The organism is Corynebacterium sp., from assembly GCF_012838985.1.
Lineage (GTDB): Bacteria > Actinomycetota > Actinomycetes > Mycobacteriales > Mycobacteriaceae > Corynebacterium.
In genome coordinates, this window is the sequence record NZ_DUOE01000224.1 from 1 (window position 1) to 13,977 (window position 13,977).

Genomic DNA, 13,977 nt, shown 5'->3' on the forward strand with positions numbered 1-13,977 from the left:
CTGAACATTATGACGTTGTTGTACTCGGTGCGGGCCCCGGTGGCTACGTCGCCGCCATCCGCGCAGCCCAGCTCGGCAAGAAGGTTGCGGTCGTCGAGAAGCAGTACTGGGGCGGAGTCTGCCTCAACGTGGGCTGCATCCCCTCGAAGGCGCTGATCAAGAACGCCGAGATCGCCCACATCTTCACGCACGAGAAGAAGACGTTCGGCATCAACGGCGACGTCTCCTTCAACTACGAGGACGCACACAAGCGCTCCCGTCAGGTGTCGGAGAGGATCGTCGGCGGCGTCCACTACCTGATGAAGAAGAACAAGATCACCGAGATCGACGGTTTCGGCACCTTCCAGGACGCCAAGACCATCGAGGTGACCGAGGGCAACGACGCAGGCAAGGTCATCACCTTCGACGACTGCATCATCGCCACCGGCTCCGTGGTCAACACGCTCCGCGGTGTCGAGTTCTCCGAGAACGTCGTCTCCTACGAGGAGCAGATCCTCGATCCGGTCGCCCCGGAGAAGATGGTCATCGTCGGTGCGGGCGCCATCGGCATGGAGTTCGCCTACGTGCTCTCCAACTACGGCGTCGACGTCACCGTCATCGAATACATGGACCGCGTCCTGCCGAACGAGGACGCCGAGGTGTCCAAGGTCATCGAGCGTGCCTACAAGAAGATGGGCGTCAAGCTCCTCCCGGGCCACGCCACCACCGCCGTGCGCGACAACGGTGACTCCGTCGAGGTCGACTACCAGAAGAAGGGCTCGGACAAGACCGAGACCATCACCTGCGACCGCGTCCTCGTCTCCGTCGGCTTCCGCCCGCGCGTCGAGGGCTTCGGCCTGGAGAACACCGGCGTCGAGCTCACCGAGCGTGGCGCCATCGCCATCGACGACTTCATGCGCACCAACGTCGAGCACATCTACGCCATCGGTGACGTCACCGCCAAGCTGCAGCTGGCGCACGTCGCCGAGGCACAGGGCATCGTCGCCGCCGAGACCATCGCCGGCGCCGAGACCCACGAGCTGGGCGACTACATGATGATGCCGCGTGCCACCTTCTGTAACCCGCAGGTCGCCTCCTTCGGTTACACCGAGGAGCAGGCCAAGGAGAAGTGGCCGGACCGCGAGATCAAGGTCGCCTCCTTCCCGTTCACCGCGAACGGCAAGGCCGTGGGCCTGGCCGAGACCGACGGCTTCGCCAAGATCGTCGCCGACGCCGAGTTCGGCGAGCTGCTGGGCGGCCACGTCGTCGGCGCCAACGCCTCCGAGCTCATCAACGAGCTGGTCCTCGCGCAGAACTTCGACCTCACCACCGAGGAGATCAGCCGCGCGGTCCACATCCACCCGACGCTGTCGGAGGCCGTCAAGGAGGCCGCACACGGCATCAACGGCCACATGATCAACTTCTAGTTCCACCGGAAAAAGGGGCCTCCGTCAGGAGGCCCCTTTTTTGTGCTTTCCGACGCCGCAGTGTCCGGCGCGGCGTCGGAAAGCGTCAGTTGTACGGTGCGACTGACGACCGGTGGGCGTCGATGGTGATCTCCTCGTGGATCGGCGGGAACGCACGCTGCGCGCAGTTCTCGCGCGGGCACACGCGGCAGCCGGCGCCGATCGGGGTGGCGCCGGACAGGTCGGCGAGGTTGAGTCCCTCCGCGTAGACGGTGCGGTCGGCGTGCCGGGCCTCGCAGCCCAGACCGATGGCGAAGAGCTTGCCGGTGTCGCCGAAACGTCCGCGGTGGTGGCGCACGGTGCGGGCGATCCACAGGTAGTTGCGGCCGTCCGGCATCTGCGCCAGCTGACGCAGGATGGTGCCGGGGTTGGTGAACGTCTCGTAGATGTTCCACAGGGGGCAGGTGCCGCCGGAGTTCGCCAGGTGGAAACCGGTCGCCGACTGGCGCTTGGACATGTTGCCCGCCCGGTCCACGCGCACGAAGGTGAAAGGGATGCCCCGCAGCTTGGGGCGCTGCAGGGTGGACAGGCGGCTGGCGACCGTCTCGTAGCCCACGCCGAAGACGTGGCAGAGGAAGTCGACGTCGTACCCCGAGCGCTCCGCCTCCGAGTGGATGCCCTTGTAGGGCAGGAGGACGGCGGCGGCGTAGTAGCTGGCGATACCGCGGCGGGCCAGGTTGGCGGAGGCCTCCGAGGTGAAGTTCTCCTCGGCGACGAGGGACTCGATGTCGTCGTTCGCCTCGAGGAAGGCCAGCTCCATGCCCATGCGGAAGGCCCGCTGCCCCGTGTTGAGGCGGCTCGCGAGCTGCAGGTGGCCGGTGTCGCGGTCCAGCCGGTGGAGGGTGCCGTCGAGTTCGGCGGAGGTGGAGATCTCGATGCCGTGCCGGTCCCGCAGGCGGGCGGCCAGCGCCTCCTCCGTGTTCCGGATGGAGAAACGTTCGACGCCCAGCTCCCCGGAGATCGCCTCCGCGGCGGTGTCGAGGGTGTCCAGGTAGTTCTGGCGGGCGTAGAAGAAGTCACGCACCTCGTCGTGGGGCATCGACAGCGCCTGCGGGCCGACGCCGTTGAGCGGGCCGGCGTGGCGGCGGGTGTCGGTGGCGATGGAGAGCTTGTCGCGGACGTTGCGGTAGCGACGGTGCATGTCCACCATGGTGCGGGCGATCGCGGGGTGGTTGTACACCAGCTCCGAGAGCTCCTGCAGTTCCACCGGGTTGGGGCACAGCTCCTTGTCGAGCACGACGTCCTGGATCTCGGCGAGCAGCCGGGAGTCGTCGTCGCGGGAGAAGAAGGTGGCGTCGACGCCGAAGGCCTCGGTGATCCGGAGCAGGACGGGCACGGTCAACGGGCGAACGTCATGTTCGATCTGGTTGACATAACTGGCGGACAGGCCGAGTGTCGCCGCAAGTGAGGCCTGGCTGAGGTCTCGTTCGCGGCGCAACTGGCGCAGGCGCGAACCCACGTAGGTCTTTCCCATGAACGACATCGTAGCGTGACGCCCCTCACTCACAGGCATCCTTTGCGAACTTTGTGTAAGCCCCCTCTCAGAATCAGCGAATATTGTGGTGGGAAACTTGTCACCCCCTGTCACCATCCGAAAGTTTGATACCTATCGGGGTGGGCTGGGCCGGTCTCGGGATCGCGGGTGAGCAACCTCACAGTAGCCTGGGAAATGTCCCGGATCGGGAACAAAAAGACCCCGTCGAACGTCATGAGACGTGGCTGGGGCCGTTTTATGCTCGATTTCTGCCGAATTGCTAAGGCAAGCCTCACCTCAGGCAGTGGTTGTTACGGGTGTGACAACGGGGGGATGTGGGCGGCCAGGTTGTCTGAAAGTGGTCGCCACCGGGGCACTGATCGTAAAGTATGAGCGACACTGGAGGTGCCATGACTGTTAAAAACGCAGACCGTGACGCAATCGTCCACGGCAAAATTACTGAGAAGCCGCTGCGCGAGCGGCCGTCCTACCCGACCTGGGCCATCAAGCTGGTGATGGCCGTCACCGGCCTCATCTTCGGACTTTATGTCCTGGTTCACATGGTCGGAAACCTGAAGATCTACATGCCGGACCACAACGGCATCGCCGCCATCAATGAGTACGGAGAGTTCCTCCGTACCTTCGGTGCTCCGGTCCTCCCGCGTGAGACTTTCCTGTGGCTGTTCCGCATTGTTCTGCTTGCCGCAATCGTGTTGCACATTCACGGTGCATTCGCGCTGCACGGCCGTTCCCGCGTCTCCCGCGGCAAGTTCACCCGTACCAACCTGGTCGGTGGCCTGAACACCTTCTCCAGCCGCACGATGCTGATCACCGGCATCGTCCTGCTGCTGTTCATCGTCTTCCACATCCTCGACCTGACCATGGGTGTCACCCCGGCCGCTCCGGAGGTCTTCGTCCACGGCGAGATCTACGCGAACATGATCGCCAGCTTCTCCCGTTGGCCGGTCGCCATCTTCTACATCCTCGCCATGGTCGTGCTGTTCCTGCACCTGTCCCACGGCATCTGGCTCGCCGTGTCCGACCTGGGCATCACCGGCAAGCGCTGGCGCAAGGCCCTGCTCGTCGTCGCCTACCTCGTGCCGGCGATCGTCATGATCGGCAACATCTCGATGCCGCTGTCCATCGCACTGGGCTGGCTCAGCTAGGTCCTGAAGGGAAGTTCTGAATAAACATGAGCAACACCGAGACTGCTTCTCGTCCTGAGTTCCGTCACCCGGCCTCCGTTGTCGAAGGTGTCGTCCCCGGCACCATCCTGGACAACGCCGAGCCGAAGGGTGTCCCGACCAAGGACATGTGGGAGTACCAGAAGGAGCACATGAACCTTGTGTCTCCGCTGAACCGCCGCAAGTTCAAGGTCCTCGTCGTCGGCACCGGCCTGTCCGGTGGCGCCGCCGCAGCCGCCCTCGGCGAGCTGGGCTACGACGTGAAGGTGTACACCTACCACGACGCCCCGCGTCGTGCGCACTCCATCGCAGCCCAGGGTGGCGTCAACTCCGCCCGCGGCAAGAAGGTCGACAACGACGGCGCATACCGCCACGTCAAGGACACCGTCAAGGGCGGCGACTACCGCTGCCGTGAGTCCGACTGCTGGCGTCTCGCCATCGAGTCCGGCCGTGTCATCGACCACATGAACGCCATCGGCGCTCCGTTCGCCCGCGAGTACGGCGGCACCCTGGCCACCCGTTCCTTCGGTGGCGTCCAGGTGTCCCGCACCTACTACACCCGTGGTCAGACGGGTCAGCAGCTGCAGCTGTCCACCGCCTCTGCGCTCACCCGCCAGATCGGCCTGGGCAACGTCGAGATCTTCACCCACGCTGACGTGGTCGATCTCATCGTCACCAACAAGGACGGCAACAAGCGCTGCGAGGGCATCGTCACCCGTAACCTGATCACCGGTGAGCTGACCGCTCACACCGGCCACGCAGTCCTGCTGGCCACCGGTGGTTACGGCAACGTGTACCACATGTCCACCCTGGCCAAGAACTCCAACGCAGGCGCCCTGATGCGTGCGTACGAGCTCGGCGCCTACTTCGCCTCCCCGGCGTTCATCCAGTTCCACCCGACGGGCCTGCCGGTCAACGCGACCTGGCAGTCGAAGACCATCCTGATGTCCGAGTCGCTGCGTAACGACGGCCGCATCTGGTCCCCGAAGGAGCCCAAGGACGACCGCGATCCGAACACCATCCCGGAGGACGAGCGCGACTACTTCCTGGAGCGCCGCTACCCGGCCTTCGGCAACCTGGTCCCGCGTGACGTCGCATCCCGTGCGATCTCCCAGCAGATCAACGCCGGCCTCGGCGTGGGCCCGCTGCACAACTCCGCCTTCCTGGACTTCCGCGACGCCATCGAGCGCCTCGGCAAGGAGACCATCCGCGAGCGTTACTCCAACCTCTTCGAGATGTACCAGGACGCCATCGGTGAGGATCCGTACACCACTCCGATGCGTATCGCCCCGACCTGCCACTTCACCATGGGTGGCCTGTGGACCGACTTCAACGAGATGACCTCCATCCAGGGCCTGTTCGCCGCTGGTGAGGCCTCCTGGACCTACCACGGTGCGAACCGTCTGGGCGCCAACTCGCTGCTGTCCGCCTCCGTCGACGGCTGGTTCACCCTGCCGTTCACCATCCCGAACTACCTCGCCAACTACCTCGGCGAGGAGGTTCTGCCGGCGGACTCCCCGGAGGCCGCGGAGGCTGTCGAGCGTGCCCAGGCCCGCATCGACCGTCTGCTGAACATCAAGGGCCCGAACCCGCACGGCGCCGACTACTACCACCGCCAGCTGGGCGAGCTGCTGTACTTCGCCTGCGGTGTCTCCCGTAACGTCAAGGACCTGCAGGACGCGATCGTCAAGATCCGCGAGATCCGCGAGGACTTCTGGACCAACGTCCAGATCCCGGGTGAGCAGAACTACATGAACCAGGCTCTCGAGTACGCGGCACGTGTCGCCGACTACATCGACCTGGGCGAGCTCATGTGCGTCGATGCTCTCGACCGCGACGAGTCCTGTGGTGCACACTTCCGCGACGACCACCTCTCCGAGGACGGCGAGGCCGAGCGCGACGATGAGAACTGGTGCTTCGTCTCCGCATGGGAGCCGGCCGGCGAGGGCAAGTTCATCCGCCACGCTGACCCGCTGTACTTCGAATCGATCCCGCTGCAGACAAGGAACTACAAGTAATGAAGCTGACACTTGAGATCTGGCGGCAGGCCGGACCGACCCACGAAGGCGCCTTCGAGACCGTCGAGGTCCCGGACGCGGTTCCGCAGATGTCGATCCTGGAGCTGCTGGACCACGTCAACAACCGTCTGGTCGAGCAGAACCTCGAGCCGTACATGTTCGCCTCCGACTGCCGTGAGGGCATCTGTGGCACCTGTGGTCTGATGGTCAACGGTCGTCCGCACGGCCCGGGCCAGAACACCCCGGCCTGCCAGCAGCGTCTGGTCGGCTACAACGACGGCGACGTCATCAAGCTGGAGCCGCTGCGTTCCGCCGCGTTCCCGGTCATCAAGGACATGGTCGTCGACCGTTCCTCCCTGGACCGCGTCATGGAGAAGGGCGGTTACGTCTCCATCAACGCCGGTACCGCTCCGGACGCCGACACCCTGCACCTCAACCACGAGACCGCAGAGTTCGCTCTCGACCACGCGGCCTGCATCGGCTGTGGCGCCTGTGTCGCCGCCTGCCCGAACGGTGCCGCCCACCTGTTCACCGGTGCCAAGCTGGTCCACCTCTCCCTCATGCCGCTCGGCAAGGAGGAGCGCGGTAAGCGCGCCCGCCACATGGTGGACGAGCTCGAGACCAACTTCGGTCACTGCTCCCTCTACGGTGAGTGCGCCGACGTCTGCCCGGCGGGTATCCCGCTGACCGCCGTCGCCGCCGTCACCAAGGAGCGCGCACGTGCCGCCTTCCGCGGCAAGGACGACTAAACTCGGCGTATAACCGAGTTCACGAGAGACGAAAGCGAGTAATGGTTATGGCTTCCAACAACTTTGCGGTCGCCGATCAGGCATCCGAGAGCTTCCCGGATTACGCTCCGAAGCTCCACGATTCCTACATCGACGGATACGAGCCGAACTCCCTGAGTGCACCGCACTCCTCCCTGGAGCGCGCCTCCACCTGGATCGGCATGGGTCTGCTGCTCGGCCCCGCCCTGGCCGGCGTCGGCATCATGATCTGGATTGCCGCCACCTGGGTCTGGGGTCCGGGCGTGGGCCCGGCGGGTTACAACCTCCCGGTGCTCTTCGGTATCGGCGTGGCTGCCGCCGTGGGCTTCGCGGTCGCCGGCTTCGGCCTCATCCACCGTGGTCGTCGTTACTACCGCGAGTACGTCGCCACCACCGGTCGCAAGAACTAGCCTGATCAGCTGACCTCTTTCGTCCGAGGAACCCGCCCCCGCTGCCCCGTGCAGCCGGGGGCGGGTTCTTTTTCGTAGGCTGGGGGAGTGCGTCGCAACCTCATCATGATCCTCATCTCGTTGATCACCGTCATCACGGCGATCAACATCCTCCTCTACGCCTTCGAACTGCTGTGACGATAATGGGTGGCATGGGTAGACACAGTCAGATCGAGCTTCTCGACGCCCACTCCGTCCCCGGCCCCAGCCCGGAGGTCGAGGCGGAGCGCCGCCGCGTGCTGCGGAATCACAAGATCTTCGTCACCGGGCTGCTGGTGGTCGCCGCGGTCATCTTCCTGGCCTGCAGCTGGTGGCAGTCGCAGCCGGGCGGGGCCCCGGTGTGGGTGGGGTATGTCCGGGCCGCGGCGGAGGCCGGCATGGTCGGTGGTCTCGCCGACTGGTTCGCGGTGACCGCGCTGTTCCGCCACCCGATGCGCATCCCCATCCCGCACACCGCGCTCATCCCGCGGAAGAAGGACCAGCTGGGGCAGGCGCTGTCGGAGTTCGTGGGGGAGAACTTCCTCAACGCGGAGCTCATCACGGAGAAGGTCCGGTCGGCGAACATCCCGGAGAAGCTGGGGGCGTGGCTGTCCGAGAGGGAGAACGCCGAGAAGGTCTCCCGGGAGGCGGGCCGTCTGACGGCGAACGCCCTGCGGGCGCTCGACCCGGCCGACGCGGAGATGCTCATCCAGACGCAGCTCATCGACCGCTTCACCGAACCGGAGTGGGGCCCGCCCGCCGGACGGATGCTGGCCGACCTCATCGAGGACGGCCGGACCGAGCCGGTGGTGCAGGAGGTCGTGACCTGGATGCACCGGAAGGTCCTGGGGATGGAGGAGACCGTCGTCAGTCTCATCGACGACCGCATGCCCACGTGGGCGCCCCGCTTCGCCAAGGACCTCGTCGGCGCGCGGGTGTACCGGGAGATGGTCGGATTCACCAAGGCAGTCTCCGAGGACCCCGACCATGAGGCCCGTCACGCGATCCGGCGTTTCCTCCGGGAACTGGCCGATGACCTGCAGAACGACCCGGCGATGGTCGAGCGCGTCGAGGGGATCAAGCAGGACCTCCTCGGCTCGACCCCGGTGCGTGGTGCGGCGGCGGCGATCTGGGCGACGGCCTCGGCCTCGCTCATCGACGCCGCCACGGACGAGACCTCCCTCCTGCGGACCAAGATCACCGACCTCTGCCTCACCTGGGGCACGAACATCCAGACTGATCCGCAGCTGCGCGAGAGCCTCGACCGCCGCATCACGGGGGCGGCCGCCTTCCTCGCCGACAACTACGCGGGAGAGGTCACGGCGATCATCTCGGAGACGGTGGAACGGTGGGACGCGGACGAGGCGAGTGACAAGATCGAGCTCATGGTGGGCAAGGATCTGCAGTTCATCCGCCTCAACGGAACCATTGTTGGTGCGCTCGCCGGATTAGGTATTTACACTGTGAATCACCTGCTCTTCGGAGCGTGACCAGACACAGAAGGGATCGTCCCATGACCACCCCGAACGACAACACGAACACCACCCCCGAGCAGAACAACTCGCTGCTGGACAACCTGCGTGAGCCTTTCCAGGCCTGGGTGTCCGCCGGTGCCCGTCTCGGCGACGTGGTCTCCGACTTCGCGGAGCGTTTCCGCGCTGACCGTGAGAGTACCGACACCCCGACCGACGCACAGAGCGTGTACTCGGGCCAGTCGGCCACGGCGGGGGAGGCCTCCGCCGCGGAGCGTTTCCGGAACGCCGCTCAGGAGGCCCGTGCCGGACTCTCCGGTGCGAAGTCCCCCGAGGACTACAAGAACGTCTCCCTCGCCTTCGCCGGCCGCGCGGAGGAGATCCTCCGGGATCTCGCCGGTTCCGCCCGCCGGGCCGCCGACCAGACGAAGGACTCCGCCTCGGCCTCCGAGGCGAAGGCGGCCTTCACCTCCGCGGTGTCCTCCGTGCGCGCCACCTTCGACGAGACCGTCGAGCAGGCGCGTGCCCGTCGCGCCGACGCAGCTGACACAACCGATGCAGCGGGCGAGCAGTCCTTCATCGACGATCTGCGCCGTCGCCTTGATGACCTGATCACCCGGGCGGGTTCGGTCGTCGACAAGGAGGGCGGGGAGCAGCGTTTCACCCCGACCGCACCCTCGACGACCGGGGACGGCGAGGTGCCGCATATGATTGACGGCGAGGTCGTCAGCTCCGAGGACGTCCCGCCCACCACGACCAGGGAGAATTAGAACCCCACCATGACTCTGCTAGCCGGCTTCTTCCTCTTCGAACGGATCCTCTACATCCTCATCGCGCTCAGCGGTGTAGCGGGGGCCGCCTTCGCGGCGACCACCCGCGATGACGCCTACCAGGCGGGTGACCGCCAGTCGAAGTGGATCTGGGTGGCCATCCTCGCAGGTTCTGCCTTCGTGGTGGTCACCCGCGTGCCCTTCCTCTCGTGGGCGGGCATGGTGGCGATCGGCGTCTACTGGTTCGACGTCCGTCCGCACCTCAAGGCGATCGTCAGCGGTAACTACGGCTGGTAGTGACTGTGGAGACGGACATGGCGTGGCTCTCGGGCCACGCCTTTCTCATGCTGCTGGGCGCCGACGTGTCGCCTTCCGACATCCCCGCCGGCGTGGCGGCGGCACGGGAGGCGGGTCTGGCGGGCGTCGTGCTCTACCCCTCTCACCTCGGGGTGGCGGGGGACACGGGGGAGCTGACGGTGGCGGCGGTCGTGGGGTACCCCTCTGGTCGGCACCACACCCTGGTCAAGGCCGCCGAGGCGCGTCTGGCGGTGGCGCAGGGGGCCACGGAGGTGTGGCTGACCCCGGACCCCGGGATCGACGACCCCAACGCTCTGCTCGCGGAGTTCGTGGCGGTGCGGGAGGCGGTGCCGTCGCCGGTGACGCTCGCCGTGTTCCCGGGGTCCGGGCATCAGGCCGGCGCCGCGGTGGCCCGGGCGGCCGCGCTGGCGGGGGTGGACAGGCTGGTCACGGAGGATCCGGTGGGCACACTCCCGCGGACGGCCCCGGCCGACACCCTGGACGCCGTGATCACCGCCCTGGAGCAGGGCGCGGACCGCGTGGCGGTCAGTTCCGCGGCAGCTGTGCGTCAGACACCCGGCTGAGCGCGACATCCCGGCCGGTGAGGGTGAGCTGGGCTCCTCCGTCGACGACCTCGAAGGTCTCCACCCGGAAGTCGCCCGTCTGATCCTGCATGCCCTGCTGCAGTCCCTGGGTGATCACGTCGGAGACCTGGCGGGGCAGGTCGAAACCGAAGAGGGAGGCGCCGACGGCCTCGAAGGTGAGGTTGCCGTCGACGGGGGTCGGCACGAGGTTGAGCACGGCGATGCCGTTGTTGAAGGACACGTCGAGCGTGCCCTCCGCGGGGTTGGACTGCAGGTCGGAGATCTGGATGAATCCGTCGGCGTCGCCCGCGCGCATCGAGTGCTGGACCATGGCGAGCATGTACTCGTCGGGGACCTCGGCGGTGGTGACCAGGTGGGCGGCGACCGGGTCGGAGGTGTCGGAGATGTCCAGGTCGGTGAGCGTGGCGACGGCCGCCGGCTGCCCGAGGATCTCCTGGTCCGTGATCCGCAGGGTGGAGGGGATGGAGATCTCGACGTGGGGGATCGTCCCGCTCACGACGGAGAACACCAGGGGGGTCGCGCCGAAGGCGACGGTCGGGTCCTCCTCGAGGGTGACGCCGTCGAGGGCGGCCTGCTCCCGGAAGCTGGAGCGCAGCTCGTTGCCGATGAACCACCGCAGGCCGAACTCCGCCACCAGCAGGATGACGAGGAGGGCGACGAGGATGCCGACGATGAATTTCCAGATGGCCGAGGAGGCCGAACGCGCGGATGCCATGCCCCTCAGTCTCCCGTAGCCCCACCCTCCGGGGCAACCGCTGCCCAGGGGACCGTCAGGAGATTGTCACGGAGATTCCGGCGGACGGGGGTGACGGGCCAGCCCTCGTCGATGAGCGTCTGCCGGGCGTGGCGCCAACGCACCCGCGGCCCGTAGGGCTCCCAGCCGGCCGCGTGGTCCCACGCCTGGTCCGCGGCGCTGAGCAGGGCGTGGATCCGCTCGCCGGGGACGTTGCGGTGGATGAGGATCTTCGGCAGGCGTTCCGCCAGGTCAGAGGGCTTCTCGACGTCCCACGGGTCCCATGCGAACGTCAACGACACCGGGCCGTCCCTGTCGAGGAGCAGCCACACGGCGCGGCGGCCGATCTCGTCGCACGTCCCCTCGATGAACAGGCCCCCGGGGGCCAGGCGGCTGAGGACGGACTCCCAGGCCCGCTCCACCTGGTCGACGTCGTACTGGCGCAGGACGTTGAAGGCCCGCACCAGGTGCGGCCGGTGGTCGGCGAGTTCGAAGCCGCCGAGTTCGAAGCGGACGCCGTCGCGTGGCGGGAGGACCCGTTCGGGGTCGATCTCCAGGCCGATGACCTCGAGGTCGGGGCGGATGGTGCGCAGGCGGGTGGCCCACTCCACGGTGGTGGTGTGGGAGGCGCCGTAGCCGACGTCGACGGCGAGGGGGTGGGGGGCGTCGAGAAGCAGGCGTCGCACGCGGGGGTGGGCGACGGTCCAGCGGTCGGAGCGGCGCAGCCGGTTGTGGCCGGTCGTGCCGCGGGTGACGACGCCGAAAGGCCGACCACGTCCCTCCTCCGCGCGCACGTTGTGGGCACGCAGATTACGGGTGTGGTCGGCCATCAGTGGAGCAGTGGGAAACGGGAGGAACGCCTAGGCGTTCTCACCGATCCAGCGGTTGGTCAGCTCGCCCTCGTTGCTGAACAGGTCGCCGAGTGCCTCCGCGACCTTCGGCTCGATGGCCGGGCCCATGAACGGGATGTTCACGGAGACCTCGTTGGCGTAGGACAGGGTGGTGGTCGCGTCGTCGCCGGAGACGTTGATGTCGCCCTGGAAGTCGACCGGGGTGCCCTTGACGTCGGCGGTGTAGGTGACGGCGGCGGCGTTGTCGGCCAGCGGGCCGACGGTGACGACGCGCTTGACCTTCAGCGCCTGGGAGATCATCGCGCGGACGGCCTCCGGGAGGATGTCCAGCGGCAGCACCTCGTACAGGGTCGCGACTGCGCCGCCCTCGGTCTGCTCGAACTCTGCGACCTCACCCGGCTCGGGGGAGAGGTTCTCGGCGATGAATGCCCAGTAGTCGCGGTTGGTCAGCGCGGCATGGACCTTCTCGACCGGCTGGTTGATGGTTACGATGTTCTCACTGCGGGTTGCCATAGATAACAGACTACCGTTAAGCACGTGACCGACTCATCTCTGACCCCGGACATTCATGCACGCCTCACCCGGATCGCGGATGTCACCCTCGACGACGCCACGACCTTCGCGGAGCTGACCACGCTCCACCTCGGTGGACGGCCCCGCCTCGTCGTGCGGTGCGCCACCGCGTCGGCCGTCTCCGAGGTGGTGCAGCTTCTCGACGCCTCCTCCGTCCCCCTCCTCGTCGTCGCCGGCGGCTCCAACCTCGTCGTCGCCGACGGTGACCTCGACCTGGTCGTCGTGCTCCTGGAGAACAACCAGGTGACGATCGAGCCGTCGGGCCGCGTCGTGGCGGGCGCCGGCGCGGAGTGGGACACCGTCGTGGCCGCCGCCGTCGAGGCCGGCCTGGGCGGCATCGAGTGCCTGTCCGGCATCCCCGGCTCCGCCGGCGCGACCCCGGTGCAGAACGTCGGGGCCTACGGCGCCGAGATCGCCGACGTCCTCGTGCAGGTGCAGCTCCTCGACCGCGCCACCGGCGACGTGTCCTGGGTCCCCGCCGCCGACCTGGAACTGGCCTACCGCTGGTCCAACCTCAAGTTCACCTCCCGGGGTGTGGTGCTGGCCATCGAGCTGCAGCTCACCACCGACGGCCTGTCCGCCCCCCTGCGCTTCGGCGAGCTGGCCCGTCGACTGGGGGCGACCTCCGGCGAGGAGCGCTGGCCCGTCGCCGCCGTCCGCGACGCCGTCCTCGAGCTGCGCCACGGCAAGGGCATGGTCGTCGTGGAGTCGGACCACGACACCTGGTCCGCCGGATCCTTCTTCACCAACCCGGTCGTCGACCCCGCGGTCGCCGACGCGGTGCAGGCCACCGTCCGTGCCTCACGCGGCGACGAGGACGCTGACCGCATGCCCCGCTTCCCGGCCCCCGGCGGAGAGAAGCTCTCGGCGGCGTGGCTCATCGAGAGGGCGGGCTTCACCCGCGGACACCCCGGTCCGGACGCCCCCGTCCGCCTGTCCACCAAGCACACCCTGGCGCTGACGAACCGCGGCGCCGCCACCACCGCCGACCTGGTCGCCCTGGCCCGCGAGGTCCGCGACGGCGTCCGCGACGTGTTCGGCGTGACGCTGGTCCCCGAACCGGTGTGGATCGGAGTCTCCATCGACTGACATTGTCAAGCGCTGCTTCCCGGGGAGCGGCGTTTCTGTGGATAACAGGGAGTTGTCCACAGGCCCACGACTTACTTGTCGACGGCTGCCCGCTGGGGGTTTATCGTCCGGGGCATGACCACGATCGAGCTGCTGACAGCCCTACGGGCCATGACGGTACTGGGAGAGATCTCCTCCGGCACCGTCACCGTCGCCGACCTCGATCGACTCGGTGTCCGCGACGCCCGGGCCTGGGACAAACTCGCCGGCGTCTACTTCGGCCCGACCCGTC

14 protein-coding genes are annotated in these 13,977 nt (G+C 67.3%); 10 read left to right on the forward strand and 4 right to left on the reverse strand.

Features of this window, described 5'->3' with window-relative positions; genetic code table 11:
* Window positions 1-1,406 (forward strand): dihydrolipoyl dehydrogenase (gene lpdA / locus GXZ33_RS12545; RefSeq protein ID WP_291341591.1); only part of this gene is annotated, 1,406 nt, incomplete at its 5' end.
* 85 nt (window positions 1,407-1,491) lie between these two features.
* Here lpdA and ramB read toward each other — a convergent pair.
* Entirely contained in the window at window positions 1,492-2,919 is a 1,428-nt protein-coding gene (ramB, locus tag GXZ33_RS12550) for an acetate metabolism transcriptional regulator RamB (RefSeq protein ID WP_291341593.1), read from the reverse strand.
* Window positions 2,920-3,329: 410 nt separating this feature from the next.
* Here ramB and GXZ33_RS12555 point away from each other — a divergent pair, with 410 nt between their 5' ends.
* The 8 genes from GXZ33_RS12555 (at window position 3,330) to GXZ33_RS12590 (ending at window position 10,439) form a co-directional block, all read left to right on the forward strand.
* Window positions 3,330-4,085: a succinate dehydrogenase cytochrome b subunit gene (locus GXZ33_RS12555; RefSeq protein WP_291341594.1), complete on the forward strand. Its 756-nt coding sequence runs from the start codon at window positions 3,330-3,332 to the stop codon at window positions 4,083-4,085.
* Between the two features lie 26 nt (window positions 4,086-4,111).
* Entirely contained in the window at window positions 4,112-6,121 is a 2,010-nt protein-coding gene (locus tag GXZ33_RS12560; RefSeq protein ID WP_291341596.1) for a fumarate reductase/succinate dehydrogenase flavoprotein subunit, read from the forward strand.
* Window positions 6,121-6,870 carry a succinate dehydrogenase/fumarate reductase iron-sulfur subunit gene (locus GXZ33_RS12565; RefSeq protein ID WP_291341597.1) on the forward strand — a complete coding sequence of 250 codons (750 nt, stop codon included), beginning with the start codon at window positions 6,121-6,123 and terminating at the stop codon, window positions 6,868-6,870. Before GXZ33_RS12560 ends, GXZ33_RS12565 begins: the two co-directional genes overlap by 1 nt.
* Window positions 6,871-6,917: 47 nt before the next feature.
* A complete protein-coding gene (locus GXZ33_RS12570; protein WP_291341599.1) occupies window positions 6,918-7,298 on the forward strand; it encodes a hypothetical protein in 381 nt (126 codons plus the stop codon).
* A 191-nt stretch (window positions 7,299-7,489) separates the two neighbouring features.
* Entirely contained in the window at window positions 7,490-8,806 is a 1,317-nt protein-coding gene (locus tag GXZ33_RS12575; RefSeq protein ID WP_291341602.1) for a DUF445 family protein, read from the forward strand.
* A gap of 23 nt (window positions 8,807-8,829) precedes the next feature.
* Entirely contained in the window at window positions 8,830-9,558 is a 729-nt protein-coding gene (locus GXZ33_RS12580) for a CGLAU_01105 family protein (protein ID WP_291341604.1), read from the forward strand.
* Window positions 9,559-9,567: 9 nt separating this feature from the next.
* Entirely contained in the window at window positions 9,568-9,855 is a 288-nt protein-coding gene (locus GXZ33_RS12585; RefSeq protein WP_291341606.1) for a DUF2516 family protein, read from the forward strand.
* Between the two features lie 17 nt (window positions 9,856-9,872).
* Complete coding sequence (locus tag GXZ33_RS12590) at window positions 9,873-10,439, forward strand: 2-deoxyribose-5-phosphate aldolase (protein WP_291341608.1); 567 nt, start codon at window positions 9,873-9,875, stop codon at window positions 10,437-10,439.
* Here the strand turns inward: GXZ33_RS12590 and GXZ33_RS12595 are convergent.
* From GXZ33_RS12595 to GXZ33_RS12605, 3 genes are read right to left on the reverse strand one after another with little or no spacing between them, the layout of a single operon-like run.
* Window positions 10,402-11,175, reverse strand: a complete 774-nt coding sequence (locus GXZ33_RS12595) for a DUF2993 domain-containing protein (protein ID WP_291341610.1) — start codon at window positions 11,173-11,175, stop codon at window positions 10,402-10,404. The genes GXZ33_RS12590 and GXZ33_RS12595 overlap by 38 nt on opposite strands.
* Before the next feature lie 5 nt (window positions 11,176-11,180).
* Complete coding sequence (locus GXZ33_RS12600) at window positions 11,181-12,023, reverse strand: class I SAM-dependent methyltransferase (protein WP_291341612.1); 843 nt, start codon at window positions 12,021-12,023, stop codon at window positions 11,181-11,183.
* Window positions 12,024-12,053: 30 nt separating this feature from the next.
* Window positions 12,054-12,557, reverse strand: a complete 504-nt coding sequence (locus GXZ33_RS12605; RefSeq protein WP_291341613.1) for a DUF2505 domain-containing protein — start codon at window positions 12,555-12,557, stop codon at window positions 12,054-12,056.
* A gap of 51 nt (window positions 12,558-12,608) precedes the next feature.
* On the opposite strand from GXZ33_RS12605, the gene GXZ33_RS12610 reads away from it, so the two are divergent.
* Window positions 12,609-13,706 (forward strand): UDP-N-acetylmuramate dehydrogenase, encoded by a 1,098-nt coding sequence (locus tag GXZ33_RS12610; RefSeq protein ID WP_291341614.1) that lies wholly within the window; start codon window positions 12,609-12,611, stop codon window positions 13,704-13,706.
* The last annotated feature ends 271 nt before the right edge of the window (window positions 13,707-13,977 follow it).

Bases quoted from the DNA above. Each gene is read 5' to 3' on its own strand.
- ramB (WP_291341593.1), bottom strand. From the start codon at position 2,919: ATGGGAAAGACCTACGTGGGTTCGCGCCTGCGCCAGTTGCGCCGCGAA.
- GXZ33_RS12555 (WP_291341594.1), top strand. From the start codon at position 3,330: ATGACTGTTAAAAACGCAGACCGTGACGCAATCGTCCACGGCAAAATT.
- GXZ33_RS12560 (WP_291341596.1), top strand. From the start codon at position 4,112: ATGAGCAACACCGAGACTGCTTCTCGTCCTGAGTTCCGTCACCCGGCC.
- GXZ33_RS12565 (WP_291341597.1), top strand. From the start codon at position 6,121: ATGAAGCTGACACTTGAGATCTGGCGGCAGGCCGGACCGACCCACGAA.
- GXZ33_RS12570 (WP_291341599.1), top strand. From the start codon at position 6,918: ATGGCTTCCAACAACTTTGCGGTCGCCGATCAGGCATCCGAGAGCTTC.
- GXZ33_RS12575 (WP_291341602.1), top strand. From the start codon at position 7,490: ATGGGTAGACACAGTCAGATCGAGCTTCTCGACGCCCACTCCGTCCCC.
- GXZ33_RS12580 (WP_291341604.1), top strand. From the start codon at position 8,830: ATGACCACCCCGAACGACAACACGAACACCACCCCCGAGCAGAACAAC.
- GXZ33_RS12585 (WP_291341606.1), top strand. From the start codon at position 9,568: ATGACTCTGCTAGCCGGCTTCTTCCTCTTCGAACGGATCCTCTACATC.
- GXZ33_RS12590 (WP_291341608.1), top strand. From the start codon at position 9,873: ATGGCGTGGCTCTCGGGCCACGCCTTTCTCATGCTGCTGGGCGCCGAC.
- GXZ33_RS12595 (WP_291341610.1), bottom strand. From the start codon at position 11,175: ATGGCATCCGCGCGTTCGGCCTCCTCGGCCATCTGGAAATTCATCGTC.
- GXZ33_RS12600 (WP_291341612.1), bottom strand. From the start codon at position 12,023: ATGGCCGACCACACCCGTAATCTGCGTGCCCACAACGTGCGCGCGGAG.
- GXZ33_RS12605 (WP_291341613.1), bottom strand. From the start codon at position 12,557: ATGGCAACCCGCAGTGAGAACATCGTAACCATCAACCAGCCGGTCGAG.